25 protein-coding genes and 3 tRNA genes are annotated in these 26,418 nt (G+C 38.5%); 12 read left to right on the plus strand and 16 right to left on the minus strand.

Going from position 1 to position 26,418, the window contains the following annotated elements; translation table 11 throughout:
* Positions 1–21 precede the first annotated feature (21 nt).
* The 3 genes from AC1M83_RS01505 to AC1M83_RS01515 all read left to right on the plus strand — a co-directional run bounded on the left by AC1M83_RS01505 (position 22) and on the right by AC1M83_RS01515 (position 341).
* Positions 22–106: transfer RNA gene (locus tag AC1M83_RS01505), tRNA-Leu, on the plus strand.
* Between the two features lie 38 nt (positions 107–144).
* Positions 145–218: transfer RNA gene (locus AC1M83_RS01510), tRNA-Trp, on the plus strand.
* Between the two features lie 38 nt (positions 219–256).
* A tRNA-Leu gene (locus AC1M83_RS01515) sits at positions 257–341 on the plus strand.
* A gap of 153 nt (positions 342–494) precedes the next feature.
* Here AC1M83_RS01515 and AC1M83_RS01520 read toward each other — a convergent pair.
* Positions 495–698 (minus strand): hypothetical protein, encoded by a 204-nt coding sequence (locus tag AC1M83_RS01520; RefSeq protein ID WP_035267651.1) that lies wholly within the window; start codon positions 696–698, stop codon positions 495–497.
* Between the two features lie 252 nt (positions 699–950).
* On the minus strand, positions 951–1,682 hold the full coding sequence (gloB, locus tag AC1M83_RS01525) for a hydroxyacylglutathione hydrolase (protein WP_481589808.1): 732 nt from the start codon (positions 1,680–1,682) through the stop codon (positions 951–953).
* A 252-nt stretch (positions 1,683–1,934) separates the two neighbouring features.
* On the opposite strand from gloB, the gene AC1M83_RS01530 reads away from it, so the two are divergent.
* A complete protein-coding gene (locus AC1M83_RS01530) occupies positions 1,935–2,294 on the plus strand; it encodes a DUF4951 domain-containing protein (protein WP_481589809.1) in 360 nt (119 codons plus the stop codon).
* A gap of 39 nt (positions 2,295–2,333) precedes the next feature.
* Here the strand turns inward: AC1M83_RS01530 and AC1M83_RS01535 are convergent, their stop codons facing one another.
* The 4 genes from AC1M83_RS01535 to AC1M83_RS01550 form a co-directional block, all read right to left on the minus strand.
* Positions 2,334–3,029 (minus strand): methionine ABC transporter permease, encoded by a 696-nt coding sequence (locus AC1M83_RS01535; protein WP_035267644.1) that lies wholly within the window; start codon positions 3,027–3,029, stop codon positions 2,334–2,336.
* Entirely contained in the window at positions 3,026–4,051 is a 1,026-nt protein-coding gene (locus AC1M83_RS01540) for a methionine ABC transporter ATP-binding protein (protein ID WP_481588402.1), read from the minus strand. The genes AC1M83_RS01535 and AC1M83_RS01540 overlap by 4 nt, the downstream gene beginning before the upstream one ends.
* Before the next feature lie 71 nt (positions 4,052–4,122).
* Positions 4,123–4,992 (minus strand): MetQ/NlpA family ABC transporter substrate-binding protein, encoded by an 870-nt coding sequence (locus AC1M83_RS01545; RefSeq protein ID WP_481588401.1) that lies wholly within the window; start codon positions 4,990–4,992, stop codon positions 4,123–4,125.
* A 363-nt stretch (positions 4,993–5,355) separates the two neighbouring features.
* Positions 5,356–6,441 (minus strand): AraC family transcriptional regulator, encoded by a 1,086-nt coding sequence (locus AC1M83_RS01550; protein ID WP_481589810.1) that lies wholly within the window; start codon positions 6,439–6,441, stop codon positions 5,356–5,358.
* A gap of 216 nt (positions 6,442–6,657) precedes the next feature.
* On the opposite strand from AC1M83_RS01550, the gene AC1M83_RS01555 reads away from it, so the two are divergent.
* Positions 6,658–8,073 carry a cytochrome P450 gene (locus AC1M83_RS01555; RefSeq protein ID WP_481589811.1) on the plus strand — a complete coding sequence of 472 codons (1,416 nt, stop codon included), beginning with the start codon at positions 6,658–6,660 and terminating at the stop codon, positions 8,071–8,073.
* Positions 8,074–8,242: 169 nt separating this feature from the next.
* Positions 8,243–8,677, plus strand: a complete 435-nt coding sequence (locus AC1M83_RS01560) for a PH domain-containing protein (RefSeq protein ID WP_481589812.1) — start codon at positions 8,243–8,245, stop codon at positions 8,675–8,677.
* 53 nt (positions 8,678–8,730) lie between these two features.
* Here the strand turns inward: AC1M83_RS01560 and purD are convergent, their stop codons facing one another.
* The 7 genes from purD to AC1M83_RS01595 form a co-directional block, all read right to left on the minus strand.
* Positions 8,731–10,014 carry a phosphoribosylamine--glycine ligase gene (purD, locus tag AC1M83_RS01565; protein WP_481589813.1) on the minus strand — a complete coding sequence of 428 codons (1,284 nt, stop codon included), beginning with the start codon at positions 10,012–10,014 and terminating at the stop codon, positions 8,731–8,733.
* A gap of 136 nt (positions 10,015–10,150) precedes the next feature.
* The gene (purH, locus tag AC1M83_RS01570) at positions 10,151–11,725 is read right to left on the minus strand and encodes a bifunctional phosphoribosylaminoimidazolecarboxamide formyltransferase/IMP cyclohydrolase (protein WP_481589814.1); all 1,575 of its coding nucleotides are present in this window, start codon (positions 11,723–11,725) and stop codon (positions 10,151–10,153) included.
* An 88-nt stretch (positions 11,726–11,813) separates the two neighbouring features.
* Entirely contained in the window at positions 11,814–12,083 is a 270-nt protein-coding gene (fis, locus tag AC1M83_RS01575; protein WP_001086304.1) for a DNA-binding transcriptional regulator Fis, read from the minus strand.
* Positions 12,084–12,456: 373 nt separating this feature from the next.
* Entirely contained in the window at positions 12,457–13,311 is an 855-nt protein-coding gene (locus AC1M83_RS01580) for a DUF3426 domain-containing protein (RefSeq protein ID WP_481589815.1), read from the minus strand.
* Between the two features lie 19 nt (positions 13,312–13,330).
* A complete protein-coding gene (gene prmA, locus AC1M83_RS01585) occupies positions 13,331–14,230 on the minus strand; it encodes a 50S ribosomal protein L11 methyltransferase (RefSeq protein ID WP_035267660.1) in 900 nt (299 codons plus the stop codon).
* Between the two features lie 135 nt (positions 14,231–14,365).
* Positions 14,366–15,265, minus strand: a complete 900-nt coding sequence (locus tag AC1M83_RS01590; RefSeq protein ID WP_481589816.1) for a bile acid:sodium symporter family protein — start codon at positions 15,263–15,265, stop codon at positions 14,366–14,368.
* Between the two features lie 132 nt (positions 15,266–15,397).
* Positions 15,398–15,754: a hypothetical protein gene (locus AC1M83_RS01595; RefSeq protein ID WP_481589817.1), complete on the minus strand. Its 357-nt coding sequence runs from the start codon at positions 15,752–15,754 to the stop codon at positions 15,398–15,400.
* Positions 15,755–16,012: 258 nt separating this feature from the next.
* On the opposite strand from AC1M83_RS01595, the gene mnmG reads away from it, so the two are divergent.
* Positions 16,013–17,893, plus strand: coding sequence for a tRNA uridine-5-carboxymethylaminomethyl(34) synthesis enzyme MnmG (gene mnmG, locus AC1M83_RS01600; RefSeq protein WP_481588395.1), 1,881 nt, complete (start codon positions 16,013–16,015; stop codon positions 17,891–17,893).
* 391 nt (positions 17,894–18,284) lie between these two features.
* On the opposite strand, the gene AC1M83_RS01605 is transcribed toward mnmG, so the two are convergent.
* Positions 18,285–19,283, minus strand: coding sequence for a helix-turn-helix transcriptional regulator (locus AC1M83_RS01605; protein ID WP_481589818.1), 999 nt, complete (start codon positions 19,281–19,283; stop codon positions 18,285–18,287).
* Between the two features lie 226 nt (positions 19,284–19,509).
* On the opposite strand from AC1M83_RS01605, the gene AC1M83_RS01610 reads away from it, so the two are divergent.
* The 5 genes from AC1M83_RS01610 (at position 19,510) to AC1M83_RS01630 (ending at position 23,742) form a co-directional block, all read left to right on the plus strand.
* Complete coding sequence (locus AC1M83_RS01610) at positions 19,510–21,060, plus strand: circularly permuted type 2 ATP-grasp protein (protein ID WP_481589819.1); 1,551 nt, start codon at positions 19,510–19,512, stop codon at positions 21,058–21,060.
* 21 nt (positions 21,061–21,081) lie between these two features.
* Entirely contained in the window at positions 21,082–21,684 is a 603-nt protein-coding gene (locus AC1M83_RS01615) for an alpha-E domain-containing protein (RefSeq protein ID WP_092766170.1), read from the plus strand.
* Positions 21,681–22,460, plus strand: a complete 780-nt coding sequence (locus tag AC1M83_RS01620) for a transglutaminase family protein (RefSeq protein WP_481589820.1) — start codon at positions 21,681–21,683, stop codon at positions 22,458–22,460. Before AC1M83_RS01615 ends, AC1M83_RS01620 begins: the two co-directional genes overlap by 4 nt.
* A 25-nt stretch (positions 22,461–22,485) precedes the next feature.
* Complete coding sequence (locus tag AC1M83_RS01625; RefSeq protein WP_481589821.1) at positions 22,486–23,220, plus strand: proteasome-type protease; 735 nt, start codon at positions 22,486–22,488, stop codon at positions 23,218–23,220.
* Between the two features lie 78 nt (positions 23,221–23,298).
* Entirely contained in the window at positions 23,299–23,742 is a 444-nt protein-coding gene (locus AC1M83_RS01630) for a BLUF domain-containing protein (protein WP_180027635.1), read from the plus strand.
* A 24-nt stretch (positions 23,743–23,766) separates the two neighbouring features.
* Here AC1M83_RS01630 and alr read toward each other — a convergent pair whose 3' ends face one another.
* Together alr and dnaB are read right to left on the minus strand one after the other, a co-directional pair.
* Entirely contained in the window at positions 23,767–24,837 is a 1,071-nt protein-coding gene (gene alr, locus AC1M83_RS01635; RefSeq protein ID WP_481589822.1) for an alanine racemase, read from the minus strand.
* A 110-nt stretch (positions 24,838–24,947) separates the two neighbouring features.
* Positions 24,948–26,393, minus strand: a complete 1,446-nt coding sequence (gene dnaB / locus AC1M83_RS01640) for a replicative DNA helicase (protein WP_035267619.1) — start codon at positions 26,391–26,393, stop codon at positions 24,948–24,950.
* Between the last annotated feature and the right edge of the window lie 25 nt (positions 26,394–26,418).

Raw genomic sequence — 26,418 nt, forward strand, 5'->3', positions numbered from 1 at the left:
TCTATAATATACACAGCCATCGGGGACGTGGCGAAATTGGTAGACGCACTGGATTTAGGTTCCAGCGCCGCAAGGTGTGAGAGTTCGAGTCTCTCCGTCCCCACCAAGTAATTTACTAGGTGGAATGACTGAAGTAAGTGAAATAGAGGATTGGTGTAATGGTAGCATGACGGTCTCCAAAACCGTTCGTCAAGGTTCGAATCCTTGATCCTCTGCCAAGTTTTATGAAGCTCAGTAATATAATTGAGTATTCAAAGGGGACGTGGCGAAATTGGTAGACGCACTGGATTTAGGTTCCAGCGCCGCAAGGTGTGAGAGTTCGAGTCTCTCCGTCCCCACCATATTAAGGCAAGGTTTGATACCTTGCTTTTTTATTGCCTATATTTTTATATAAATAAGACCAAAATATACAAACAAAAAAAATCGCCCACAAAGAGGCGATATTAATATTAAGATGATCTATTTAGTATTCATTCCGTTGAATTAAGGTGAGATTAAGCTTTTAAGTGATCCTCGAATTCTTCACCTAATTGCATTGCTAGAGTATTTCCAGATAAGTCACATGTCACTAAACCATATTCTTTTTTAAAACTGAAAGTGAAGCCTTGGTTATCCTTTAAATTTCGAACGGAATACCCTAATTTTTCTAACCAAATTCTGAATGCAATTAAATTTTTTGCTTTGACCACTTTCTTCATGAGACAACTCCTTTGACTAATGAAATATTAATAAGGTTAATGATGTTCTTTTTAAAGGGCTTTAACCTAAATTAATGTAAATATATTTTAATTCTATAAATAAGTATATATTTCATGCAATTACAAGACAGAATTTGATCATATTGTTAAAGCTTTAAGATAAAGAAGAGAATGTATTGTCTGAAGGGTATAAAAACTGAGCGAATATCGCTCAGTAATAAACCCCTGTATTTTGAATAGATAATGCTAAATTTAGAAATTATCTTTCATTTCCCGAATACGTTTAAAATCTTCAGCACTGTTGACGCGCAAGAAAGGATTGGTCTCAAGTTCAATTTCAATGGTGGAAGGTAAGGTTATTTGATTTTGATCTCGAAGTTTCTGAACTTGCTCAAATCGTTCTTGCAATGCCTTATTCTCAGGTTCTACTTGTAAAGCGAATTGTGCATTTGAGAGCGTGTATTCATGGGTACAGTAGACTTGAGTTCTTGGAGGGAGCGCTGAAAGTCGGTTAAGTGATTGATACATTTGTTCAGCTGTTCCTTCAAAAAGGCGTCCGCATCCCATTGCAAATAAGGTATCTCCACAGAATAAACTGTCGATTTCATCTGCAAATATTGCGATATGACCTAAGGTGTGGCCAGGAACAGCGATGACGTCAAGCTTTAAGTCATTAAAATAAAATTTATCATCATGATTGAGTGGACAACTGATAAATGGAATTTTAGATAATTCTTCGCGTGGACCATAAACTTCAATATTTTTTTCCGCGATTAACTCTGGTACACCACCAATATGGTCTTTATGCCAGTGGGTAAGCCATATTTGCTTAAGTGTTAAACCATTCGAGTCACAATAGTTGACCACCAAATTGGCTTCTGTAGGGTCTACCACTGCAATTTCTTGGGTTTCAGTATCTTCAATAATCCATATATAGTTTTGTAGCGCATTGTTAACATCAATTACGCGAACTTGATAACGCATCCTAAACGATCCTAAAGCATGTGACTTATTTGATCTCATCCTAGATCAAGCTTATCAAATTGTAAAATTCACCCAAATTTTAAACAGCGATGTATTGTAAATATTGATTTCGAATTTGATGAGGTGCATTGTTGTTAGCTTAAGATTATCTGATCTGATGAACTAATTTCGAGTAAAAAGTAAATGATGATAAAAGTGAGATTGAGTGCTTGCATCAGCGCAGTGATGAGTTAGATTGTTCTTGTTGGTTGTATGCAGAACTCTCAAGTTGGTCAACTGCAAAAGTCTCAATTATACGAGCGTCCAAGCAGCTGTAAGGTCAATGAGACAATCGAACGTAAAGCGGTTCCTCAAACACCCAACCAAATGAGCCTTCCGAGTTTTGGGCAAGGGGTTATCGGTTGGGCAACAGGGCCAGAAGGTGCTCAAGCACGCTTAGAAAGTGTATCTAAGCAAGACATTCATCAGTTTAAAGCTCAAGGTGTTAGTTTGGAAATGATACGCGAATGGCAAGCGTTTTATACGCATGAAGCAAAGCGTAATCCATGCAATCCGACTGCGCCGTTAAGTGCGCAATTAATGGAAAAAATCGCTTCACTTTGGATGGATTGATATTAAAAAAGATCTCAGTTGAGATCTTTTTTTAATTTACTATCGCATTTTGGCGAGTTTTTCGCCTGTCATTTGCACCAATTGTACTAATACTAAAAGAACAATGACGGTGAGTATAACGACACTGGTATCAAAGCGTTGATAACCATAGGAGATCGCAAGATCACCAATGCCGCCTGCACCGACAGCGCCAGCCATGGCTGTTGCACCAATTAAGCTGATTGCAGCTGTAGTTAAATTGAGAATGAGGGAACTGCGTGCCTCAGGTAGAATAAACTTGAAAATAATTTGTAGGGGTGTTGCGCCCATAGCTTGCGCTGATTCCACGATGCCTTCGTTGACTTCAAGGAGTGAAGTTTCAACCAGACGACCAATATAAGGTCCTACATAAATGGTTAAAGGAACAATAGCTGCCCATGTCCCAATCGAAGTACCCACAATCATTTTTGTCAGTGGAATAACCGCGATCAGGAGGATAATAAACGGGAGGGAACGTAATGCATTCACAATAGGGTTTAATCCATAGTAAATCACACGATTGGCTAAAATCCCGTTTGGTCGTGTAACAAGTAGGGTTATCCCTTGAATTAAACCCCAAATCGTACCGAATAGCATTGCAAAGAAAACCATATGAAAAGTTTCTTGCAGGGCTGTCACAAATTGATCAATTGAAAGTGAGCTTTTCCAAAAAGGTTCAGTAATTTCGGTTAGCCATTGAACAATCATATCTCTCATGCACGTACTCCTGATTGCTCAACTTTAACGCCATGTTGTTGGAAAAAGCTGATGGTTTCTTGAATAATGACTGGATCACCCAGTAATTGCACAAACATTTGCCCAATCACAGCGCCATTAATTTCGGTCATGTTGGCAAATAAAATATTGAGACTAATATCAAATCGTTTAATGGCAGCTTGCACAACAGTTTCTTGGGCCGAAGTACCTAAGAACTGCAAGCTATAAATACTGTGGTGATTTTGATTTTCTAAGTTATTTAAAATATTGATAGGTAATTGCTGCTGTAAAACAGTTTGAATAAATGTTTTGGTCGTCGGGTGTTGAGGTTGACTAAAGATATCGAGAGTACTGCCGTGTTCAATCACTTTGCCTTGCTCCATAACTGCAACAAAGTCGCAAATCGACTCAATAACATCCATTTCATGCGTAACCATAACAATGGTGATTCCTTGCTCTTGATTAATTTTTTTCAAAAGGGCAAGTACAGACTTTGTCGTTTGAGGATCAAGCGCTGATGTTGCTTCGTCACAGAGTAGAATTTTTGGATGATTGGCAAGTGCCCGAGCGATACCTACACGCTGTTTTTGACCACCAGAAAGCTCATCTGGAAAAGCATCACGTTTATGTTTTAAATCGATAAACTCAAGTAGCTCATCTAAGCGTTTTAGACGCTCAGCTTTACTCCAGCCAAGGAGTTTCATTGGCATTTCAATATTGGCTGCAACGGTTTTGGTTTGTAGTAAATTGAAATGCTGGAAAATCATACCAATATTGGCGCGTTCTTGACGTAATTTTGAAGCGCTCAAAGCAGTGAAATCTTGACCGTGGATGATCATTTGACCTTGATTGGGTCTTTCTAGTAAATTGATCAAACGGATCAGTGTACTTTTACCTGCACCACTATAGCCTATAATTCCGAAGATACTTCCATCTGGAATCGTCAGATTAATATTGTCTAAGGCGTGAATAGTTTGGCCTTTAAGCTGATAATGTTTACTAATATTTTTAAATTCAATCATAACGTCAAGAACTATTAAAAATGAAAAACAGGCAAATTAAATTTGCCTGTTAAAAATACAGAAGTCTAGAATTATTGAACTTCTGTGAGATATGTTGTTGGTTTATCAACATTAACCTTAGTGCCACCAAAGTTTTCTTTCACATATTGCTTAACTGCATCTGTATGATATAGCTGACCTACCTTTTGTAATACAGGATCATTCTGACGGCCTTCAGCTACAGCCAGTACATTCACATTCATTTTTGTACTTTGATCGATTGGCTCGTAGTAGATCGCATCTTTTAATACGTTCAAACCACCTTCCATTGCTAAGGTGTTGCCTAATACAATGGCATCCACTTCATCTTTCACACGTACCGCAGTTGCCATTTGAATCGGTTTGATGGTGATTTGTTTAGGATTCTCAGTTACATCAGAAGTAGTGCCTTTGACATTGTCAAATTGAGGTTTTAACTTTACTAAACCAGCAGATTGCAATAATAAAAGGGCACGTGATTCATTAGCACCATCGTTTGGAATTGCGATGGTCGAACCTGTTTTGAAATCATTTAGATTTTTAACTTTGCTTGAGTAAATCCCCATTGGCTCAAGATAAGTCGTAGATAATGGCGCAATTTTTTGAGTATTGGCATCATTGTATGCAACCATATATGCATATGATTGGAAGGCATTGATATCAATCTCTTTATTGGCTACCGCAGTGTTCATTGAAACATAATCAGTAAAGTTTTTAACATCTAACTTTAAACCTGCAGCTTCAGTTTCTGGCAATTTTGCAATGAACTTCCAGATATCTGCATCTGAACCTGTAGAAGCGATTGTAATGGTTTGAACTGAATCTTTATTCGTGTTGTTTGCAGCGGTTTCTGGAGCATCTTGTTTTGAGCATCCAGCGATACCCACTGATAGGCCCAAAACTAAACCAAGAATTTTCTTCATGATATTTCCTGAGTATGTTGAAACGATCTTCAACTTACATATGCAGTGAGGTGAATAGTGAAATGAACTGTCCTTGTTTCAAGAGCACTTCAAGCTATTCATCTGTTAGAGATAATTCGGTATTTAGCTATCAATTATTTAAGCATTGATAACAAAAAAGTTGGTTGATGATAACAATTTTTTTTTATTCAATATAGTGATGTTAATGAACTAGCTTAGCATAAAGCGTCATATACAATTTATGAGAATGTATAAATAAACTTTAAATATCATACTTATAATTTGAGTGTTTAAAATTAGAAAGACCCGTTATCAGCCGAACACCTTATAATGATTTAATATATCAATATGAAAAATATGGATTTAATTTAATTTAGAAATTTGCTTGGTAAGATCATTATTGTATTTCTGCCGATATTGGCTAGGGGGCATACCAAACCAACGCTTGAATGCTCGTCTGAAATTTGAGGCATCGTGATAATTAAGAAGCATACCAATTGTTTCAATCGTGAGTTGCGTATGCTCAAGAAAATAAGCACTTTGCTGTGCAAGCACCTGATCTTTGACTTCTTTAAAGGTTAAACCTTCTTTTTCTAAATGACGAGCTAAGGTTCGTTTGCTCATGAATAATGAAGCGGCAATCTCAGATTCATTTTTGGGATCTGATAAATGCTCAATCAGTATTTTTTTGACACGAAACTGATAAGTATTTTGGGGTGTAAGAAGTTCCTTAAGTACATTTTCACATTGTTTTTTTGCAATGAGATAGTTCTCCTGACTTGCTGAAGCATTCGGGATTTTACACACAGATAAAGGTATCTGAATGCCATCAAAAGATTGTGAAAATGCGAAATCACATTGAAAAATTTTTGTATAAGCAGCATGGTAAGCAGGTTTAGGATAGCTAAAAAGCAACTTCGCCTCAGTTAATGGCTTACCTAAAATAAATTCAGCACACTCTTTAAATACCACCATGCAAGACTCGATCATGCTTTGATATACAAGGGTGGAGCAATCGATATTAAATTGAATTTTACAATTCATCTGCTGATCACGCATTTCGAGAATGACTTCTGCAAATCCAATTCGAGTAGGTAGATAATGTTGAATCGCTTCAAGTGCAGCATAAAGGTTTGGGCAACTGTGCATCAAAAAGCCCATTGCGCCATGAGTCGTTGGTTTAAGGCGATGTCCAAGTTCTAAACCGAAGTCGGGAACATCTGCCATGTTCAATGCATTGTCAAATATACGAATAAAATCAGATGCTGAAATCCGGGAATCTTCCTGTTGAATAAATTCAGCAGTCAGAGATGTGTCATTCAATAAAGTTGGGAATACACGCAGCCCACCTCCCAATTGTTGCGCAATGATTCTGACATATGCGCAGGGAATCAATGCCCGAATTGCATTATCGTCCTGATTGCTATGTTCTATTCCTTTAGACATCATACATAAGTCCAGATAGCGTGATATTGATCATTCTTAAATCTAGCCTCATTAGAGCTGCTAATTTGAATAAAAAGAATGTCAAAAAATGACTTATTAATGTCAAAAAATGACCTGATTGTGTATTTTTTAAATTCTATGCTCAAACACAGATCATCAGCTTAATGGAATAAAGGCTGAATATAAATTTAAAGATGAGATCACATAGGACACATTGTCATGAATAATTTAGTCAAAAAAATGAATGCTGTTCGAGTAGATTTGGTGAATTTTAGCGCTCGCTATATTCCCTTAGAAAATCACATCAAAGCTGCCCATGTATACCATAAATTAAAAAGTAGCCTATTTAAGAATCCTGATTTTGATCACATTGAAGAAATTCAACTTCCAGATCCAAATGTTTGCCCCTTACAAGAGCTTGATGTCAGTAGCCCTTTTTTATACAAGCAAGGTGTATGGAAGGATACTTTTAAGCGATTACGGAAAGATGCGCCGATACATTATCAATCAAACAGTTTATTTGGTCCTTTTTGGTCGATGACACAGTACGAAGATGTCATGTACGTTGATAAAAATCATCAGCTCTTCTCTTCAGAACCGATCATTATGTTGGGTGAGCAACCGCAAGGTTTAGAACTTGAAATGTTTATTGCGATGGATCCACCGAAGCATGATATTCAGCGTAAAGCTGTGCAGGGGGTTTTTGTACCTAAAAACTTAAAAGACATGGAAAGCTTGATTCGGAAACGTACCCAAGACGTACTTGATCACTTGCCTTTAAATGAAGCTTTTGACTTTGTAGATCGAGTATCAATTGAGCTGACTTCAAGAATGTTGGCGACATTGCTAGATTTCCCTTACGAAGAACGACGTAAATTGGTGTATTGGTCTGAAATTGCATCTTCATCGCCAGGTACGACAGGCGGTACGATGACCATTGAAAATACTTTTGATGGTTTAAAAGAGATGGTGAGAGATTTGTCACAACTTTGGCATGATAAGGCTGCACGTATAGAAGCAGGTGAGGCTTCAAGCTTTGACTTGATGAGTATGCTTATTCGGAGTGATGAGACAAAGGATCTGATTCAGCGACCATTAGAGTTTCTGGGGAATTTGGCATTATTAATCGTAGGCGGGAATGATACGACTCGTAACTCGATGTCGGGCGGGGTTTATGCAATGCATTTGTTCCCTCAGGAATTAGACAAGCTGAAGAATAATCCTGATCTGTTGCCTAATATGGTTAGTGAGATTATTCGTTGGCAGACACCATTGGCGTATATGCGCCGTGTATCGACTCAAGATCTAATTTATAAAGGTCAGTATATCCGCAAAGGTGACAAAGTTGTTATGTGGTATGCGTCTGCTAACCGTGATGAAACTGTGTTTGAAAATGCGGATGAATTTCGTATTGATCGTGAAAATGTGAAAAAACATCTATCATTTGGTTATGGAATTCATCGCTGTATGGGTAGTCGTTTGGCTGAGATGCAATTGACTATTCTTTGGGAGGAGATTCTCAAACGTTATGACAGAATAGAAGTGCTTGAAACACCTGAGATTGTTCAGTCTAATTTTGTTCGTGGATATTCTAAGATGATGGTAAAGCTGCATCCTAAAGTAAATCAGGAATAAGGAAAAGCTCTTTCTAAGGGTTTAAGGACTACTTTAGATTATGATTTAACTATTTATTAATTATTGTGTATTTGTTGAAATGAATTGGAATGTTAGATATTGTTGCAAGCAGTATAAATATTTTCAATAAATCCTAATATTAAGCACAATTTATAATTATGAGGTAGTGATGGGTAGTTACATTGAGTCTAATCTAGCTAGAGACGAAAAAATATTAGAAAGGGCACATGTGTCTTGGATGTCTCAAATTGGCTATATTATTATAGGGGTATTATTGTTACCTATGGCTGGAATTGGTCTAATTTTTATTTTAGTAGCTATTATTAACGTATGGACCACAGAGTTAGCTATAACGAATAGAAGGATTATTGCTAAAACTGGGTTAATTCGCCGTAATACAATTGAACTTAAAATCAATCGTGTAGAGAGTCTTGGTGTAGATCAAGGTATCCTAGGTCGCATATTTAATTTTGGTTCAATTATTGTTAGAGGAACTGGTGGTTCTAATGCCCCAATTCCATATATTGCTAAACCATTAGATTTTAGAAAATCAGTCAATCATTATCTTGATGAATTAGATGATAAAGCATCAATTGAACTTTAAGAAATTAATTAAAAACCCCGCACAAAGCGGGGTTTTTTAATACTTAAACTGTATTAAGCATTTTCACGAGCAATCGCGCGGTAACCAATATCTTTACGGTATTGAACGCCGTCAAACGTTACTTTTTGGCAAAGCTCTAAAGCTTTTGCTTGTGCTTCACCAATGGTATTACCAAGTGCAGTCACGCAAAGGACACGACCACCCGCAGTGACGATATCACCATTCTCATTGGCTTTCGTACCTGCATGGAACACTTTCGCATCTGCCATTTCCGTATCTAAACCAGAAATCACATCGCCATTGCTAGAGGTTTCAGGGTAGCCCTTGGATGCAAGTACGATACCGACAGTTTTACGCTCATCCCATTCAGCTTCTGCAGGAAGTTTACCTTCAATACCTGCTTCAACTAAATCAACTAAAGATGATTTTAAACGCATCATGATCGGTTGAGTTTCAGGGTCACCAAAACGACAGTTAAACTCGATTACTTTAGGCTGACCTTGTTCATCAATCATCAAACCTGCGTATAAGAAACCTGTATAAACGTGCCCGTCTTTTTTCATACCTTCAACGGTAGGACGCATCACTTCATTCATGGTTTTTTCAAAAACTTCAGCCGTTACCACAGGAGCAGGAGAGTAAGCACCCATACCGCCCGTGTTAGGACCTTGGTCACCTTCAAAGATACGTTTATGATCTTGTGACGTAGCCATAGGTAAAATGTTGTCGCCATCAATCATACAAATGAAAGATGCTTCTTCACCTGCCAAGAACTCTTCAATGACAACGCGTGAACCTGCATCACCAAATTTGTTGCCTGCAAGCATGTCATCAATCGCATCAAATGCTTCTTGATTGGTCATGGCAACAATTACGCCTTTACCCGCAGCAAGACCATCTGCCTTGATTACGATCGGCGCACCATTTTTCTCAACAAATGCCTTAGCAGCATCGACTTCCGTGAACACGTCATAGAAAGCCGTTGGGATGTTGTGACGTTTCAAGAAGTGCTTGGCAAATGCTTTAGAGCCTTCTAATTGCGCTGCAAATTGGGTAGGACCCCATATTTTCACACCTGCCGCGCGACAAGCATCGACTACACCATTTACAAGCGGTGCTTCAGGACCGACAACAATCAGATCCACGGCATTATTTTTTGCAAAGTCGATAATGGCAGGGTTGTCTAAAATGTTAAGTGCTACATTTTCACATTTTGGTTCAGTTGCTGTGCCCGCATTACCCGGTGCAACAAAAACTTTAGTTACTTTTTCATCTTGAGCGATTTTCCATGCTAACGCATGTTCACGACCGCCATTACCCAAAACTAAAATATTCATCGGTTCATACTCCATGAATCGAAAATGACATAAAGTCCTCAACTAAATGAATAGAAGAGGACTTTAGGCAAGATTAAAAATCTCTTATCAGTGTTATAGGTGACTTATGAGAAGTCATCATGACACGAACCATTAATTAATGACGGAAATGACGCATGCCAGTGAACACCATTGCAATACCTGCTTCGTCAGCAGCAGCAATCGTTTCTTCATCACGCATTGAACCACCCGGTTGGATAATACATTTGATACCTGCTTTAGCGGCGTTATCAATACCATCACGGAATGGGAAGAATGCGTCAGATGCCATTACTGCACCTTCAACGACTAAGCCTGCATGTTCAGCTTTGATCGCAGCAATACGAGCAGAGTTTACGCGGCTCATTTGACCTGCACCCACACCAATCGTTTGACGGTTTTTAGCATAAACAATCGCGTTTGATTTAACGTATTTCGCAACTTTCCAAGCAAAGATCATGTCATCAATTTCTTGTTCAGTTGGGGCACGTTTCGTCACAACTTTAAGATCATCTTTAGTAATCATACCTAAGTCTTGATCTTGAACGAGTAAACCACCGTTTACACGTTTGTAGTCCATTTGTGGAGCACGTTCGTCAATTGCAGGTAATTCGCCACATACAAGTACACGTACGTTTTTCTTCGCACCTGTAACTTCTAGTACACCTTCAGCAACGCTTGGTGCAATAATCACTTCAACAAATTGACGGTCAACAATTGCTTGTGCAGTTGCAACGTCTAATTCACGGTTAAACGCAATGATGCCACCGAATGCAGATTCTGGATCAGTTGCATATGCAAGGTCATATGCAGCTTTAATACCGTCTAAAGAGACTGCAACGCCACATGGGTTAGCGTGTTTTACGATTACACATGCAGGTTTCGCAAATGATTTAACACATTCAAGTGCTGCATCAGTATCTGCAATGTTGTTATAAGATAATTCTTTACCTTGCAACTGTTTAGCAGTAGAAACAGAGGCTTCAGTTGCAGCAGGGTCAACATAGAATGCAGCAGATTGATGTGGGTTTTCACCGTAACGTAAATCTTGAGCTTTATTTAATTGCGTATTGAATGTACGTGCAAATTGATCAGCATGACCTTCTTCTTTACCAACGCGAGCGCCTAAGTAAGATGCGATCATACCGTCGTACTGAGCAGTATGTTCAAATGCTTTAACTGCTAAGTCAAAACGAGTTGCATAAGAAAGTGAGCCTTCAGCTTTAAGCTCAGCAACTACAGTCGCATAGTCAGATGCATTTACAACGATACCTACAGACGCATGGTTTTTCGCAGCAGCACGAACCATCGTTGGACCACCGATGTCGATATTTTCAATCGCATCAGCAAGTGAGCAGTTAGGTTTTGCAACAGTAGCCGCAAATGGATAAAGGTTTACCACAACTAAATCGATCGCATCGATGTTGTGTTCAGCCATCACAGCTTCATCTAGACCACGACGAGCCAAGATACCACCGTGGATTTTCGGATGAAGTGTTTTTACACGTCCGTCCATCATCTCTGGGAAACCAGTGTGCTCTGAAACTTCGACTACAGCAATATTGTTGTCACGTAACAACTTATAAGTACCGCCAGTAGATAAAATTTCTACCCCTAGAGCAACAAGGTCTTGGGCAAATTCAACAATGCCTGTTTTATCAGAAACAGAGATTAATGCGCGTTTAATAGTCATGATTTAGTCACAGTTATCAAGAATTAAAACAAAAAAGCTAAATAGCAGGTAAAAAAAATGCCCGCGGAAGCCGCAAGCATTTTATCATTTATTCACTCATTAAACCGTGAGCTTTCAACTTTTTACGTAAAGTACCACGGTTAAGGCCTAGAATCTCAGCAGCGCGAGTCTGGTTGCCACGTGTATATTCTAACACTACAGATAAAAGAGGTTTCTCCATTTCTGCTAAAACCATGTCATAAACTTGAGATGGTTGCTCGCCTTGCAATTGTGCAAAATAATGGCGAACTGCGCGATCTACGTGAATACGAAGAGCGACATCAGATTGTGCAGTAAAAATAGGAGATTTGCTATTCATGCGAGTTAATCCGAGAATCAATAATCACTTAGGGTAAAAGTGATTTTGTGGTCAAAATAAAAAAACGAGCTCCGTTTTAGGTCCTAAAACGGTCGACTCTAAAACAAGAACAATTAGCTTGCCACAACTAGAGCAATTGAGTGAAAAATAAGCGTAACAATAGTTTAATATTTGTTACGGTTCCACATAAAACAAAAAACATCCCTGATGCGCTGAATAAAAAATCAAGCACATGAACAGAACTGTATTTATTTTGAGAAATTGCGAGGAGTTTGCGGTACAAAGCTTTCGTGGCGCGTATCATACCATTGTCTATGAAAAAGTGAGCAAGAAAACTACATTTTTTTTAATTTTTTTATCGTTTTTTTTGATCTTATGGTCGTATAACTTCCAATTTATAATTGTCAAACTCAGATTGGGAAAAATTTATACTAAATTTGAAACCAAATGGACTGTCTTGAGGAATTCGTGTAATTCCATGCAAACTTTCTACTAAATATTCATTGGGTGCTTTAATAGAGGATGAAATCAATTTACCTTGTTGAAAAATGCTTATTTTCAACAGAGGCAGTTTTAGCCCTTTGCTATATTCGTTCACCAAGTTACCTGAAAAAACAGTGGAGATCGCTGATGTTGACTCAATATTGAGGTCTTGTACTTTTATATGGGTATAGCGTTCATCAAGCGTGTCACAATTAAATAAGTTACATGCTGATATAAATGCCTGATTTAGCGCAGGTGAGCGTTGCAATACATTTGGGTTAAACCATAAAAATTGAAAAACCAGTAATAACGCTAAAATTGTATTTACGATCGCCCATGTCGCAATATAAAGCCTAGTTCTTGGTTTCGATTGGCTATTGGCATGGATTGATGATGAAAGATTTAAAGAAGGGTAGTTGGTAATCGGATCATGATTGAACGTATTTAAGTTATTTAAATACGTACGCAAGGTTATGTTTGAATTTGCAACTTTACGATCGAAAATATCCAATAGGTGTTGTTCTTGTTTAGGTTCAATCACATCTTCAGATGGTGCTGTACTGTCTTGGGCTTCTGTGATTAAAGGTTCAATCACTTTCGGTTGAGGATTGAATAGATGTAGAAGCGCATTAAACTCAGCAGAACATTTAGGACAACAAACCATACCCTCGGCAACAGTTAACTGGGTGACTGATACCTTGTAAATTGTGGAGCAATTTGGGCAGCGGGTTTGTTTATCACTCATATCTTAAATTAAGCTCTACTTATTTATGGCGTTTCCCAGAAAGACGGTACCAATTTTCATCACGCTTTTCTTTGTCTAATATATCAAAAAATTCAGCATAAACACGAGAAACATCATCAACTTGCTCTTCAATAATACCGGCAAGTGCGAATTCACCTTCAGGTTGAATGAGTGTTGAAAACTCCTCAGCAAGCGCCATCAGTGGGCCAGCAAGAATATTTGCGACAAATACATCTGCCTTTTGCTCACCAAGTGCTTGATTAAATTCTTCAGGTAAGCCGACATATAAATTTTCGAGCACGCCATTTAATTCAGCATTTTGTTGTGTAGCGAGTACAGCTTGAGGATCAATATCTGTCGCATATACTTTTTTTGCACCCAGCAATAGGGCAGCAACACCTAGAATGCCAGAACCACAGCCGTAATCGATGACGATTTTGTCTTTTACATCGGTTTTACCTAACCATTGTAGGCAGAGGAATGTTGAAGCATGATTACCTGTACCAAAAGCTAGGCCTGGATCTAATTTAATATTGACCGCATCCGCTTCAGGTGCTTCCATCCACTCAGGAACGATCCAATATTTTTCACCAATTTGAATTGGCTCATATGCATCCATCCAAGTGCGTTCCCACTCTTGATCTTCGATAAACTCATAACGTAAAGGTGCTTCAGGCATCTGGTCTTTAATGAATGTTTCTAGTGCGACGACATCGATTTCTTCATCATCTTCTTGAGCGTAAATACCCGTTACGATGACTTTGTTCCAAAGCGGAGTCTCACCTGGAAGTGGTTCTAATAACGCTTGATCTTCTGCATCATCTAGCGTCACACTGACTGCACCAAGAGATAATAATAGTGTTTCAGTAAAATCAACTTGTGCTTGATCGACAGTAATATGGATTTGTAACCACTTCACAGTAAAAAAACCTAAATATGCAATACGAGAGTTAGCATTGTACTGTATTCGCTTTAAGAATGCAGATAAAACCTGAAGCATAAATAAAGGCACGATTACAGTGCCTTTAAGATGAGTTGGTTAACTCAATTAATATCAGTTAATTTGTGAGTGGTTTCGAGTTAACTCAGCCGGATGGTCTAATGGTGCAAAACGATTCAGCAACATCCCGAAAATAGCTGCGAAGATATACATAAAGATTGAATAAACAGCTGCTGGCATCGCAATTTCGCTGCTATTCATTATCGTGATTGCAATCGCCATGGCCAAAGTACTGTTATGGATACCAATTTCAAAAGCACACGCTCTTGCTTGAAAGCTCGGTACACCAAAGAAGCGTGGTAGAAAATAACCAACGCTAAGACTTGCGATACAAAATAACGCTGTTGCCAAACCAATTTGAGCAAGATAATTCATAATGTTGGCACGTTCAGAAAGTACTGCACCGACAATAATTAACACTAAGAATACAACGGCAAAAATACGCACTGGTTTTTCTAGTTTAGTTGCAACATTTGGAAATTTGTAGCGCATAAACATACCGAGGGCAACTGGAATAAGAATAATGGCGAACACTTGTAAAATTTTACTAAATTGTAGACCAATTTGAGTTGAATCCTGAATGAAATGGGTGATTGCAAAATTCACGATCAGCGGCAAGGTCACTGCAGCAATAATGGCATTAATCGCAGTCAAGGTGATGTTGAGCGCAACATCACCTTTGTATAAATAGCTAAATAGATTGGCTGTCGCACCCCCTGGTGAGGCAGCAAGCAACACTAAGCCGACAGCCAAGTAAGGCGAAAGATTGAGTATTCTACATATAATAAATGCAACGCCAACCAAAATGATGAGTTGGGAAAATAATGCGATGAGCACTGCTTTAGGGTGTTTACGAACGCGTAGAAAATCTTGAACAGTGAGTTCAAGTCCTAAACCCGCCATCACAATTGCAAGTGCTAAAGGTAAAAAAATCGTAAGGATCCCTGTGTCCATAAATTCATCCTGAATTTTGTTGTGTTATTTGTAAATAGATCATTATTTTTAATTTGGTTTTATCGTTATCAATAAATAAAAGCAACCAATTTTTCAATTGGTTGCATAAATGGTCGAATTTAAAAAATTGGATTAAGACGCTTTTGGCATCGGTGGCGCATATCCGAGTGCACATTTGCCTTTATATTCTTGACCTTCAATATTCACGGAAACACTCGCTGCATCAGACTTACAAGCTGAATTAAGCTGCTCTTCATTGCCTTTTAAATCTTTACTTTGGGTAGGGAAAAATTGAGTTTGGCAAGTACCATTCCAAATGATTCCTTTATACGGGAAACTGACAGCATCGCCTTCGCTTTTACCCTTACATACACTTTGGAATTGTTTGGCATTATAGGCATTATCAACTTTGTCATTCGCAATACTCATACTACTTACGCTTAGACCCAAACAACATAACATTGATATCGTAAATAACTGGACTTTCATGTTCGTATACTCTTGTTAAAAAATATGACTTGAATATGTTGAAAAAATAGTCGAATCAATGGAAGGGCAATGCTGTAAATAAATTTTCTAAATTGTTAAAAAATCACTTAAATCTGCAAAATTTATAAATTTTTATATCAAAATGGTTTATATTATTGGACTTCAAAAAAATTAGAATTAAATCGTTCTCGATTGTCTCAAGGCAAACAAAATTTGCTATAATTTTCTGTCATTATTTCTATCTCCTCATATACCACTATGCATTATCCTAAAGTTTACGATGTCATTGTTATCGGTGGCGGACACGCTGGTACAGAAGCAGCGCTTGCTGCGGCACGTATGGGTCGACAGACTTTACTCTTAACTCATAATATTGAGACTTTAGGGCAGATGAGCTGTAACCCAGCGATTGGTGGTATTGGTAAATCACACCTTGTTCGCGAAATTGATGCCTTAGGTGGTGCGATGGCACTCGCAGCAGACAAGGGTGGTATTCAGTTCCGTATTCTGAACTCACGTAAAGGTGCTGCAGTTCGTGCAACGCGTGCGCAGGCTGACCGTGTACGTTATAAAGCGGCTATTCGCGAAACATTAGAAAACCAAGCCAATCTTGATATTTTCCAACAAGCAGCAGATGATCTCATTGTTGACGGCGATACCGTTAAAGGTGTGGTAACACAAATGGGGATTCGCTTTGATGCGAAAACTGTCGTGTTAACCGCTGGTACATTCTTGGGTGGCGTGATTCATGTTGGTCTTGAGAAATCAAGCGGCGGTCGTGCAGGTGATCCACCTTCAATTTCTTTAGCGCACCGTTTACGTGAGCTTCAATTGCCAGTAGGTCGTTTAAAAACAGGTACGCCACCACGTATTGATGCACGTTCTGTAGATTTCTCTGTGATGACACCACAGCCGGGTGATTTTCCATCACCAACGATGTCATTTATGGGTGATGCATCTATGCACCCAGAGCAAGTCAACTGCTATATCACGCATACCAACGAAAAAACTCATGATATTATTCGTGGCGGCCTAGACCGTTCACCGATGTATACTGGTGTGATTGAAGGTGTAGGACCACGTTACTGTCCGTCAATCGAAGATAAAATTCATAAATTTGCCGATAAAGATTCTCACCAAGTATTCTTAGAGCCTGAAGGCCTAGATACACATGAACTTTATCCAAATGGTATTTCTACATCTTTACCGTTTGATGTCCAGTTTGAATTAGTACGCTCAATCCGTGGTATGGAAAATGCGCATATCCTGCGCCCGGGTTATGCCATTGAGTATGATTATTTCAACCCACAAGCTTTGAAATTCACTTTAGAGACTAAAGCGATTAATAACTTGTACTTTGCGGGTCAAATTAACGGTACGACAGGTTATGAAGAAGCCGGTGCACAGGGTTTACTTGCAGGTTTGAATGCTGCACGCCGTGCGTGGGATCAAGAACAATGGACACCGAAGCGTGATGAAGCGTACATGGGTGTATTGGTCGATGACTTAATCACTTTAGGTACGAAAGAACCTTACCGTATGTTTACCTCACGTGCGGAATACCGTTTGATGCTTCGTGAAGATAATGCAGACCAACGTTTGACACCAATCGGGCGTGAAATGGGTCTTGTGGATGACGAGCGTTGGGCAGCGTACTGCGAAAAAATGGAAGCGGTTGAGCGTGAAACAGGTCGTTTACAACATCTTTGGGCTGCACCTAACAATCCAATGGGTAAAAAATTCGTTGAAATGACAGGTGCGGATCTTTCTAAAGAATGTTCTGCGATTGATTTGTTGAAACGTCCGAACATTACTTTTGCTCAAATTGCGGAACTCACTGGTTCTGATGTTTCTGCTCAAGTGGGTGACCAAATTGAGATTGCAGTTAAATATGAGGGTTATATTAACCGTCAGCATCAGGATGTAGCGCAAATGAAGCGCTTAGAAGAGACTAAGATTCCAGCTGATTTTAATTATGACGTGGTATCTGGTTTATCTCGTGAAATTACTTTGAAACTCAAAGAAGTTCGCCCTGAAACTCTCGCTCAAGCAAGTCGTATTCCGGGCGTTACACCTGCTGCTGTTCAATTGGTGATGATTACGATTCGTAAGAATGCACAAACTAAAAAATCTGCTTAAGCCTGTTGCAGTCAAAAAAACCCGCTTGATGCGGGTTTTTTTGATCCTCATATAACGATTTATTCATAAATAAGATAAATAATTTATTATTTACGTTTAACAAGAATAGAGATTAATAAAGAAATTATGATTATTTCTCAATCCAAGTTGATGTCGTTATATTGATTCTACGTTCACAACAAAGAGGAAAGGCCATGACGATGAAGCGTATTCGTTATAATGGTTATGAAATTGCATGCTGCACGATGTAAATCATAATCCAACGACATTGAAAAGTGTACGTGGGCTAAAGGGGAGTTTAGTTCAGGTATTTAAACTCAACACAATAAGAAATCAGCGCAATACTGAAAATATGATAATAAAAAATCTTCAGAGCCAATTTGGCTCTTTTTTAATTTTCAATTTCATGAACGGCGTTAAATACATCGAGCGGTTCAATACGAATGATTTTTTTGCCGAAGCTTCTGAGCCACCAAACCAATTGTGAAGTAAATGGCACATTAGCCACCACTTTAAAGAGATCATCGGATAGTTGTGTGATGGATTGATCTTTACTGAGTTGGCTTTCGGAAAAGTAAAGTGCATCAGCTTTATTCATAAAGAGTTCGAGTTGAACGAGCTCAGTGGGTTTATTGAAATCAACTCTGAAGCCAAGCGCACCAGATTCAATGTAAGCATCAATATCAAAGTCAACAGGGTGTAAGGCGCGTTGTTCTAGAACTTTTGCAGATTTAAAACGATGTAAAGCAAAAGTTTGAACTTCTGATTTGTCATGTCGAGTACAAATCAAATAAATGATCGAGCCCTTTTGAACCAGTGCAAGCGGGTTTAAGGTATAACCACGTTCTTCACTTTCAGGTCCACGCGCACGATATATACATTCAATCTGTTTATCTTGTAATAGACCTTCGTAAATAGCTTGCTGCGCATGTTTCTCTACAACAGGAGGGATCAAGGGCTGGCTTGCTGGGACAATACGAACTCGGTTAATCCACTGACGTACATTGTTTTGTGTAGATAAGCTGCGTTTTGCAAGCTCGAACCAAGGGTTCATTTCCTCAATTAAGCTTGGAGGAAGCAAATGCTTCAAATGCTCTTCAACCATCATGAAGGTGACGGCTTGTGAGCTGGTCATATGCGGCAAGCTTTGAATTGGGGCATCTGATCGCCAACGCCAACCTTGTGGTACAGTTTTATTACTCTCAATAGGAAATCTTTGAGAAATTTGATTTAAATCACGTTGAATGGTTCTTAAACTGATTTCAATACCTTCTCTTTGCAGGGTCTCTTGCAACTCTCGTGTACCCATCCATTTGCCAGTGGTTAAGCGTGAAAGAATTTGCCACTGTCGATATAAGCTATTCGATGTTTCTTTTTCTTGAGAGGACATAATGAACTAATGAATAAAGAGAAAATATTTTTCAAACACACAATAAAAAATCTTTAAGAGATAAGCAAGCATGGAAAGTGAAGCTGTTGAGTATATTTCGATACATCTTTAGGCCATTTTTCGTTGTGAATGCTTCAAAAATGGGGCATTAATAGATGAATAGGTAAATTTTTGGCATTGAAATTGCTTAATTTTGTTTACAATTGATAACAATTAAGAGGTATGTATGCTAAAAGAGGAAAAAGATACCACTTCAATTCTCGCAAATTTTAAGGCTGATCATACCGTCGAAGCTTTTGAAAAATCTATGCAGATCGAAGTTAAACAAAACAGCACTGCGTACTTGTTCGATCAACTTAAATCTGAATTTTATAATGAACTTTTAGATGACAAAACTATTGGATTAGAGGCCTCTAGCAAAATCGAAAATTGGTTATGTGAAAGAAGCTTGGATGAGCTGAAATCATTAAATCATCAAGCGAAGGAACATTTCCTCTATCAGGGCATTACATTTACAGTCTATGGTGGTGCTGAGGGTACAGATCGTATTATTCCTTATGACTTAATTCCACGTGTAATTGCCAAACAACAATGGCACAAAATAGAGCAAGGCTGTGCACAAAGGGTGCAAGCATTGAACTTTTTTTTAGATGATATTTACCATAATCAGGCGATTTTAAAAGATGGTTTAGTGCCTGAGCTGCAAGTGCTCACTCATGAGGCATACCAACCATTGATGTATAAACATTCATTGAAAGGTAAAGTTTATAGTCAAATTAGCGGAATCGATATTATTCGTGATCAGCAAGGTGACTTCTTCGTACTAGAAGACAATTTAAGAACACCATCAGGCGTGTCTTATATGTTGGAAAGTCGAAAAATTAGTGAAAAAATGATGCCCGAACTTTGTAAGTCATCAAATTTACAAGGTGTAGAGCAATACCCACAACTTTTAAGACAAATACTCGAGGAAAATGCTGAAGTAGATAATCCATTTATCGTGGTGCTTACACCGGGTCGATATAACAGTGCATATTATGAGCATTGCTTCCTCGCACGTGAGATGGATGTTCCTCTAGTTACAGGTCAGGATTTATTCGTTGAAAATGCTAAGGTCTATGCCAAAACCGTTTGGGGTAAAAAACAAGTCGATGTAATTTACCGACGCCTAGATGATGGATTTCTTGATCCATTGTGTTTTATGCCAGACAGTACATTAGGTGTACCTGGCCTAATGTCTGCTTACTTACAACACAATGTCGTGATTGCGAATGCGCCTGGCACGGGGGTAGCAGATGACAAATCAATCTATCCTTATGTCGATAAAATGATTAATTACTATCTAAACCAGAAGCCAATTTTAAATAACGTACCGACTTACCAATGTCGTGAACGTGAAGAACTCGATTATGTACTTTGTAATTTAGAAAAGTTAGTGGTTAAAGAGGCGCAAGGTTCAGGCGGTTATGGCATGTTAATTGGTCCTAAAGCGACCGAACAAGAAATTGAACAATTTAGATTAAAGTTAATTGCACAGCCGCATGCTTACATTGCACAACCAACTTTAGCGCTTTCAGTCGCTCCCACTTTAACTGAATTCGGCATCGCTGAACGCCATATTGATTTAAGACCGTTTATTTTAAGTTCACCGTATCGTACAGAAATCGTGCCGGGAGGTTTAACCCGAGTTGCGATGCAAGAAGGGTCATTAGTTGTAAATTCGTCACAGGGTGGTGGCATTAAAGATACGTGGGTTATAGATCCGCTACATTCATAAATATACAACCAGGAGCTTGTCATGATTATATTAAACAGCAATGCGCAAAATATTTACTGGGTTGGCCGTTATTTATCTCGTATTCAACATTTATGTGGTCAGTTTCCATTTCAAGATGATGTTCAAGCATTGCAGTATGCCCATGCTTTTTGCTTACCTGCTTTTAATGCGTGTTCGCTCAATGAGCTGATTCTGAGTAATGATCAGCCAGCTTCTTTTTTTCAACAATTTGAATATGTGAAAAATAATATTCAAGATTTACGTGGTGTATTGTCAGTTCAGGCTTATTCAGAATTAAAACAGATGGTGGATACAGCGACACAAAATGCAGGATTAATTTGTACTGTTGTTGATGAGTGTAGCGATATTCTAGAAGCTGAAAATGAAGACATTTTTCTGTTTTTTAGTCTAGGACAATATTTCGAAAATCTTGATCGTGAAATAAGATTGAATCAGGATGTTAATTCTACAATCAATTCTTTAAGTGTTGTGATTGAACTGTTGAAGTCTAAAGGATGGGACAGCTTAGATGAGGCTTGGCAACATCTTTTAGCGCATCCAAATGCTAATAGCTTTTACCAATTGAATGATCAGGTGCAATGTTTATTTGAGGTGGATGCATGAAATTGATGATTAATCATCAAACCCATTATCAATATACGGAAACGGCAAAAAATAGTATCCAATATATACGAATGTGTCCTCAATGTAATGCTCACCAAAAAGTAGATGCTTGGTCAGTGAGTATTCCTGGTCATACGGTCGAAGCAAAAGATGCCTTTAATAATATTTGGATCACTTCGACTCAACGCTATGCATATCAAAATTTAAGTATTATGGCGCAGGGCATTATTGAAATCGATACAGTTTCAGAACAAGCTATTGAGTCAGAAGTGCCAGTCGGTATTTTTCTACAAATTACCCCAGCGACTCAATGTGATGCTGAAATGAAAGCTTTTGCAGCTCAGCATGTGAGTAAAAAGACTCGTGATGAATTAAAACATTTAAGTTATGCATTGCTTGAGCATATGCCATATATTTCAGATTCTACTCAAGTGAATACTACGGCAATAGATGCATTCCATCATCAACAAGGGGTATGTCAGGATCATACTCATGTATTTGTAGGTATGTGTAGAGAGTTAAATATTCCTGCGCGTTATGTTTCTGGATATCTTTACGTTCCAGAAATGAGTCATTTGGCGAGCCATGCTTGGGCTGAAGCTTATATAGATGGAGTTTGGTATACATTTGATGTTAGCAATCAGCTCTATACGCCAAGTTCACACATTTATATTGCATTAGGGCGTGATTATTGGGACGTTGCACCTATCAGAGGTGTGCGAGAGGCTGGTGGCGTGGAGAGTATGACGGCCATCGTTCAGGTATTACCGTGTTAGAACAAAATTTAGAAGAGAGATTTCAATGACCTATTGTTGTGCTATGCGTTTACGTGATGGCTTAATTTGTATCAGTGACACGCGAACAAATGCAGGTGTAGATCATATCTCTGTATTTCGTAAACTCTATCTTTTCGGTGTTGAGGGTGAGCGTTTTATCAGCATACAAACTGCGGGTAATTTGGCAACGACTCAAGCCGTTATAGGACATTTGCAGAATCAGCTAGATTTAAAACACGAACCTAATTTGTATAGTGTGAATAGCATGTTCGAGATGGCTGACTTGGTTGGTCATACTTTAAAGCGTGTCATTATGGATGTGACTACTGATCAACTAGAGCAAAGTAATTATCACTGTACGATTTTACTTTCTGGTCAAATTAAAGGGGAGGATATTCAGTTATATAATATTTATCCTCAGGGTAATTTTATCAATGCGACGTCAGATACGCCCTTTTTTCAGATTGGGGAAAGTAAATACGGTAAACCAATTTTAGATCGTGCATTAAATTACAATACTGAGTTAGATGAAGCATTAAGATGCGGTTTAATTTCATTTGATTCAACCCTTAGATCTAATGTTTCTGTGGGCTTACCACTAGATGCATGTATTTATAAAAAAGATAGTTTTGCAATTCCATTGTCTAAACGTATTCATGATGATGATCCATATTTCTCATCAATTAGTAAACTTTGGTCAGATACTTTGCGTCAGGGATTGAACGGTTTGCCACGGCCAACAGAAGACTATTGGCAATAATTTTGCTTTATGATTGAGTTTAGATTAAATTGAGTTGCATTGAATATTAAATCATTACTATAAAAATTAGGGGAAGCAATGCAACAGTTCAGTTATGCGAGTGTGTCGACTGCAGATGCAAGTCGCTTATTGATTGATGTTCGTGAAATCTTGAATGAAGCCCGTCATTTCAATTTTGAGCATCAAATTTCTGGAGCACTTTATTATGCAGATGGGCACTATTTTCAATGTCTAGAGGGTGATGAAGCCACACTAGATATATTGTTGCAAAAGCTTCACAAGGATAAACGCCATCATCAAATTCGCCTATTCCAGCGAAAAAATATTGAAAAAAAACAATTTCAAGAATGGTCTATGAAGTTTGTGGGACGACAAAGTCCAGTGAAGCAGGCTTTAATAGATATGGGATTTAGTCAATTTACGCCTACACAGTTTACACAAGATCAAGCTGATTATTTAATTCGATTTTTGACACGCGCTCAGGATACGGATTTTAATGAACTACAACGTAATGCTGTTTAGCATTACGTTGATTTAATTTGCTCATTACATTTTAAGACGCTTCGGACGTTGGCTTAATCGACATAACAACTCATAACCAATCGTACCATTCGCTTCAGCAACATCATCCACTAAACGATGTTTACCCCATAATTCTACTGGATCACCAATTTTTGCGTTGAGATCAGTGACATCTATGGCAATCATATCCATGGCAACTCTGCCAATCACTGGGGTTAATTGACCATCTAGTGAAACCGAATTCTCACGAATAAAAGCTCTTGGATACCCATCACCATATCCGATCGAGACAATTGCTAATTGCATAGGTCGCTGTGCAACAAAGGTTGAGCCATAACCTACAGCTTCACCTGATTGAATGGAGTTAAGTGCAATAATCTCAGCACTGAATGTCATGACAGGTTTTAAATCTAGAGCGTGGACGTCACGATCTGCAAATGGCGTTGCGCCGTACAGCATAATACCAGGACGAACATAGTCAAAATGCAATTCAGGGTATTTATAAATTGCTGCTGAATTACAACATGAAGCTAAAATTGGTGCACAATCTTGTTTTACTTCAAGAAATTGAGATATTTGTTGTTCATTTAAAGGGTGATCAACATCTGCATTAGCAAAATGCATTGCAAGTACACAGGTAAAACCTTCATTTTTTAATTGATGAATAATCGATTTGATTACATCAATTTTGAAGCCTAAGCGGTTCATTCCGCTATTTAGTTTAACCCATACTTTTAGATTTCGGGCGATATAAGCATCTTTAACTTGCAACAACCACTGCAGTTGTTGATGATGATGAACGATTACTTCAATATGTTGCTCAATCGCAATTTGCATTTCATCTTCAGAAAAAACACCTTCAATTAAGGTGATAGGTTGTTTAAAACCTAATTCACGTATTTCAAGTGCTTCTTCTAAACATGCAACGCCAAAAGCATCAGACTGGCTCAATGCGGCTAAGCAGTCTGAGACTCCATGACCATAAGCATTTGCCTTTACCATACTTACAACTTTAGAGTTTGATGCAAGTTGTTTCACGCGATTTAAATTGTATTGCAATGCGTGTGTGTCAATACAAACCGTTGCTTGGCGCACTCTAATTTACTCCTAGAGGCATGTGGAAAGGTTAAATCTTTTAAACTGAAAAAAGATAATTGTGTTGGATCAATTCGTGCGTTCTTAACTAAGAATTGATCAAAGCAAAATTACTCTTCTTCTTGGTTCTGCGCGTAATATTCAGGTGACAAGTTACTAAAACGCGTATATTGACCTTCAAAAGCGAGTCGAACGGTACCAATTGGACCATTACGTTGTTTACCGATAATGATTTCAGCAGTTCCTGCTTCTTTAGATTCTTTGTTATATACCTCATCACGGTAAATGAACATGATCAAATCGGCATCCTGCTCAATTGCTCCAGATTCACGTAAGTCTGACATCACAGGACGTTTATTTGGACGGTTTTCGAGTGAGCGGTTAAGCTGCGAAAGTGCAATCACAGGGCAATGCATCTCTTTCGCCAATGCTTTCAAGCTTCGAGAAATTTCACCAATTTCACCCACACGGTTATCACCCATACCTGGTACTTTCATTAACTGCAGGTAATCGACCATGATGCAACCGAGTTTACCACCGTGTTGTTTGGCTATACGTCTTGCACGTGCGCGCATTTCAGTCGGTGGAAGGGCAGAAGAATCATCAATATAGAGATGCTTCTCTTGCAGTTGAAGAATCGTTCCCGTGACCTTGTTCCATTCTTCGCCATCTAATTTGCCAGATCGCAAATGTCCTTGATGCACTTTACCAAACGAGGAAATTAAACGCATGGCAATAGAGTCAGCAGGCATCTCCATGGAGAATACGAGAGCAGGAAGGTTGCAATTGAATAGCACACTTTCGACTAAATTCATTGCGAAAGTTGTTTTACCCATTGATGGACGGGCAGCAACGACGATCATATCTCCAGCTTGCATACCTGATGTTTTATTATCAAGCTCCACAAATCCTGTGGTCAGACCTGTAATATTCCCATCAAGTTGTGATAATTCGTTGAGTTTATCGAATACATCTGCGACAACGGTATTAATTGCTTTTGGACCTTGAGCTTTAGCATTGTTATTGTGTTGTTCAGCCAAAGAAAAGATACTGGTCTCAGCTAAATCTAAAATTTCACTGACTTCTCGACCTTTCGTGTCATACGCATTTTGTAGAATTTCATTACCAACTTTGATCATATTTCTCAAAGTTGCAAATTCACGTATTTTATTGGCATAAGTTTCAAGGTTATAAAAGCTTGATGGAGAATCCGCCATCAATTGCATTAAATATTCTTCACCGCCAATCGCATCAAGCAGGTTCTGTTTGATTAACCAATCATTGACCAATACGGCATCATAAGGTGAACTTTCTTTAGAAAGTTTTTCAATTGCTCTAAAAATATATTTATGTCGAGTCGCGTAAAAATCATTCTCGGTTAATATATCGCTGACCTGTTCGAATGACTCAGCTACTGTCATGAGTGCGGCAAGAACAGCCTGTTCAATAGCAAGATTGTGCGGAGGCGTACGAAACTCTTTGAGTGCTGAAGATTCACTCTTTAGCAAATCTAACTCAGTGTTATTCGTATTTTTTTTGGCAGTCGCCTGAGACATATAAAACCTTGATTTACAATAATTA

The sequence above is a fragment of the Acinetobacter sp. 25-47-130 genome (assembly GCF_056779705.1).

What these genes read in the sequence shown, in the direction of transcription:
- AC1M83_RS01520 (WP_035267651.1), bottom strand. Translation starts at nt 698, where the DNA reads ATGAAGAAAGTGGTCAAAGCAAAAAATTTAATTGCATTCAGAATTTGG.
- gloB (WP_481589808.1), bottom strand. Translation starts at nt 1,682, where the DNA reads ATGCGTTATCAAGTTCGCGTAATTGATGTTAACAATGCGCTACAAAAC.
- AC1M83_RS01530 (WP_481589809.1), top strand. Translation starts at nt 1,935, where the DNA reads ATGCAGAACTCTCAAGTTGGTCAACTGCAAAAGTCTCAATTATACGAG.
- AC1M83_RS01535 (WP_035267644.1), bottom strand. Translation starts at nt 3,029, where the DNA reads ATGAGAGATATGATTGTTCAATGGCTAACCGAAATTACTGAACCTTTT.
- AC1M83_RS01540 (WP_481588402.1), bottom strand. Translation starts at nt 4,051, where the DNA reads ATGATTGAATTTAAAAATATTAGTAAACATTATCAGCTTAAAGGCCAA.
- AC1M83_RS01545 (WP_481588401.1), bottom strand. Translation starts at nt 4,992, where the DNA reads ATGAAGAAAATTCTTGGTTTAGTTTTGGGCCTATCAGTGGGTATCGCT.
- AC1M83_RS01550 (WP_481589810.1), bottom strand. Translation starts at nt 6,441, where the DNA reads ATGATGTCTAAAGGAATAGAACATAGCAATCAGGACGATAATGCAATT.
- AC1M83_RS01555 (WP_481589811.1), top strand. Translation starts at nt 6,658, where the DNA reads ATGAATAATTTAGTCAAAAAAATGAATGCTGTTCGAGTAGATTTGGTG.
- AC1M83_RS01560 (WP_481589812.1), top strand. Translation starts at nt 8,243, where the DNA reads ATGGGTAGTTACATTGAGTCTAATCTAGCTAGAGACGAAAAAATATTA.
- purD (WP_481589813.1), bottom strand. Translation starts at nt 10,014, where the DNA reads ATGAATATTTTAGTTTTGGGTAATGGCGGTCGTGAACATGCGTTAGCA.
- purH (WP_481589814.1), bottom strand. Translation starts at nt 11,725, where the DNA reads ATGACTATTAAACGCGCATTAATCTCTGTTTCTGATAAAACAGGCATT.
- fis (WP_001086304.1), bottom strand. Translation starts at nt 12,083, where the DNA reads ATGAATAGCAAATCTCCTATTTTTACTGCACAATCTGATGTCGCTCTT.
- AC1M83_RS01580 (WP_481589815.1), bottom strand. Translation starts at nt 13,311, where the DNA reads ATGAGTGATAAACAAACCCGCTGCCCAAATTGCTCCACAATTTACAAG.
- AC1M83_RS01590 (WP_481589816.1), bottom strand. Translation starts at nt 15,265, where the DNA reads ATGGACACAGGGATCCTTACGATTTTTTTACCTTTAGCACTTGCAATT.
- AC1M83_RS01595 (WP_481589817.1), bottom strand. Translation starts at nt 15,754, where the DNA reads ATGAAAGTCCAGTTATTTACGATATCAATGTTATGTTGTTTGGGTCTA.
- mnmG (WP_481588395.1), top strand. Translation starts at nt 16,013, where the DNA reads ATGCATTATCCTAAAGTTTACGATGTCATTGTTATCGGTGGCGGACAC.
- AC1M83_RS01605 (WP_481589818.1), bottom strand. Translation starts at nt 19,283, where the DNA reads ATGTCCTCTCAAGAAAAAGAAACATCGAATAGCTTATATCGACAGTGG.
- AC1M83_RS01610 (WP_481589819.1), top strand. Translation starts at nt 19,510, where the DNA reads ATGCTAAAAGAGGAAAAAGATACCACTTCAATTCTCGCAAATTTTAAG.
- AC1M83_RS01615 (WP_092766170.1), top strand. Translation starts at nt 21,082, where the DNA reads ATGATTATATTAAACAGCAATGCGCAAAATATTTACTGGGTTGGCCGT.
- AC1M83_RS01620 (WP_481589820.1), top strand. Translation starts at nt 21,681, where the DNA reads ATGAAATTGATGATTAATCATCAAACCCATTATCAATATACGGAAACG.
- AC1M83_RS01625 (WP_481589821.1), top strand. Translation starts at nt 22,486, where the DNA reads ATGACCTATTGTTGTGCTATGCGTTTACGTGATGGCTTAATTTGTATC.
- AC1M83_RS01630 (WP_180027635.1), top strand. Translation starts at nt 23,299, where the DNA reads ATGCAACAGTTCAGTTATGCGAGTGTGTCGACTGCAGATGCAAGTCGC.
- dnaB (WP_035267619.1), bottom strand. Translation starts at nt 26,393, where the DNA reads ATGTCTCAGGCGACTGCCAAAAAAAATACGAATAACACTGAGTTAGAT.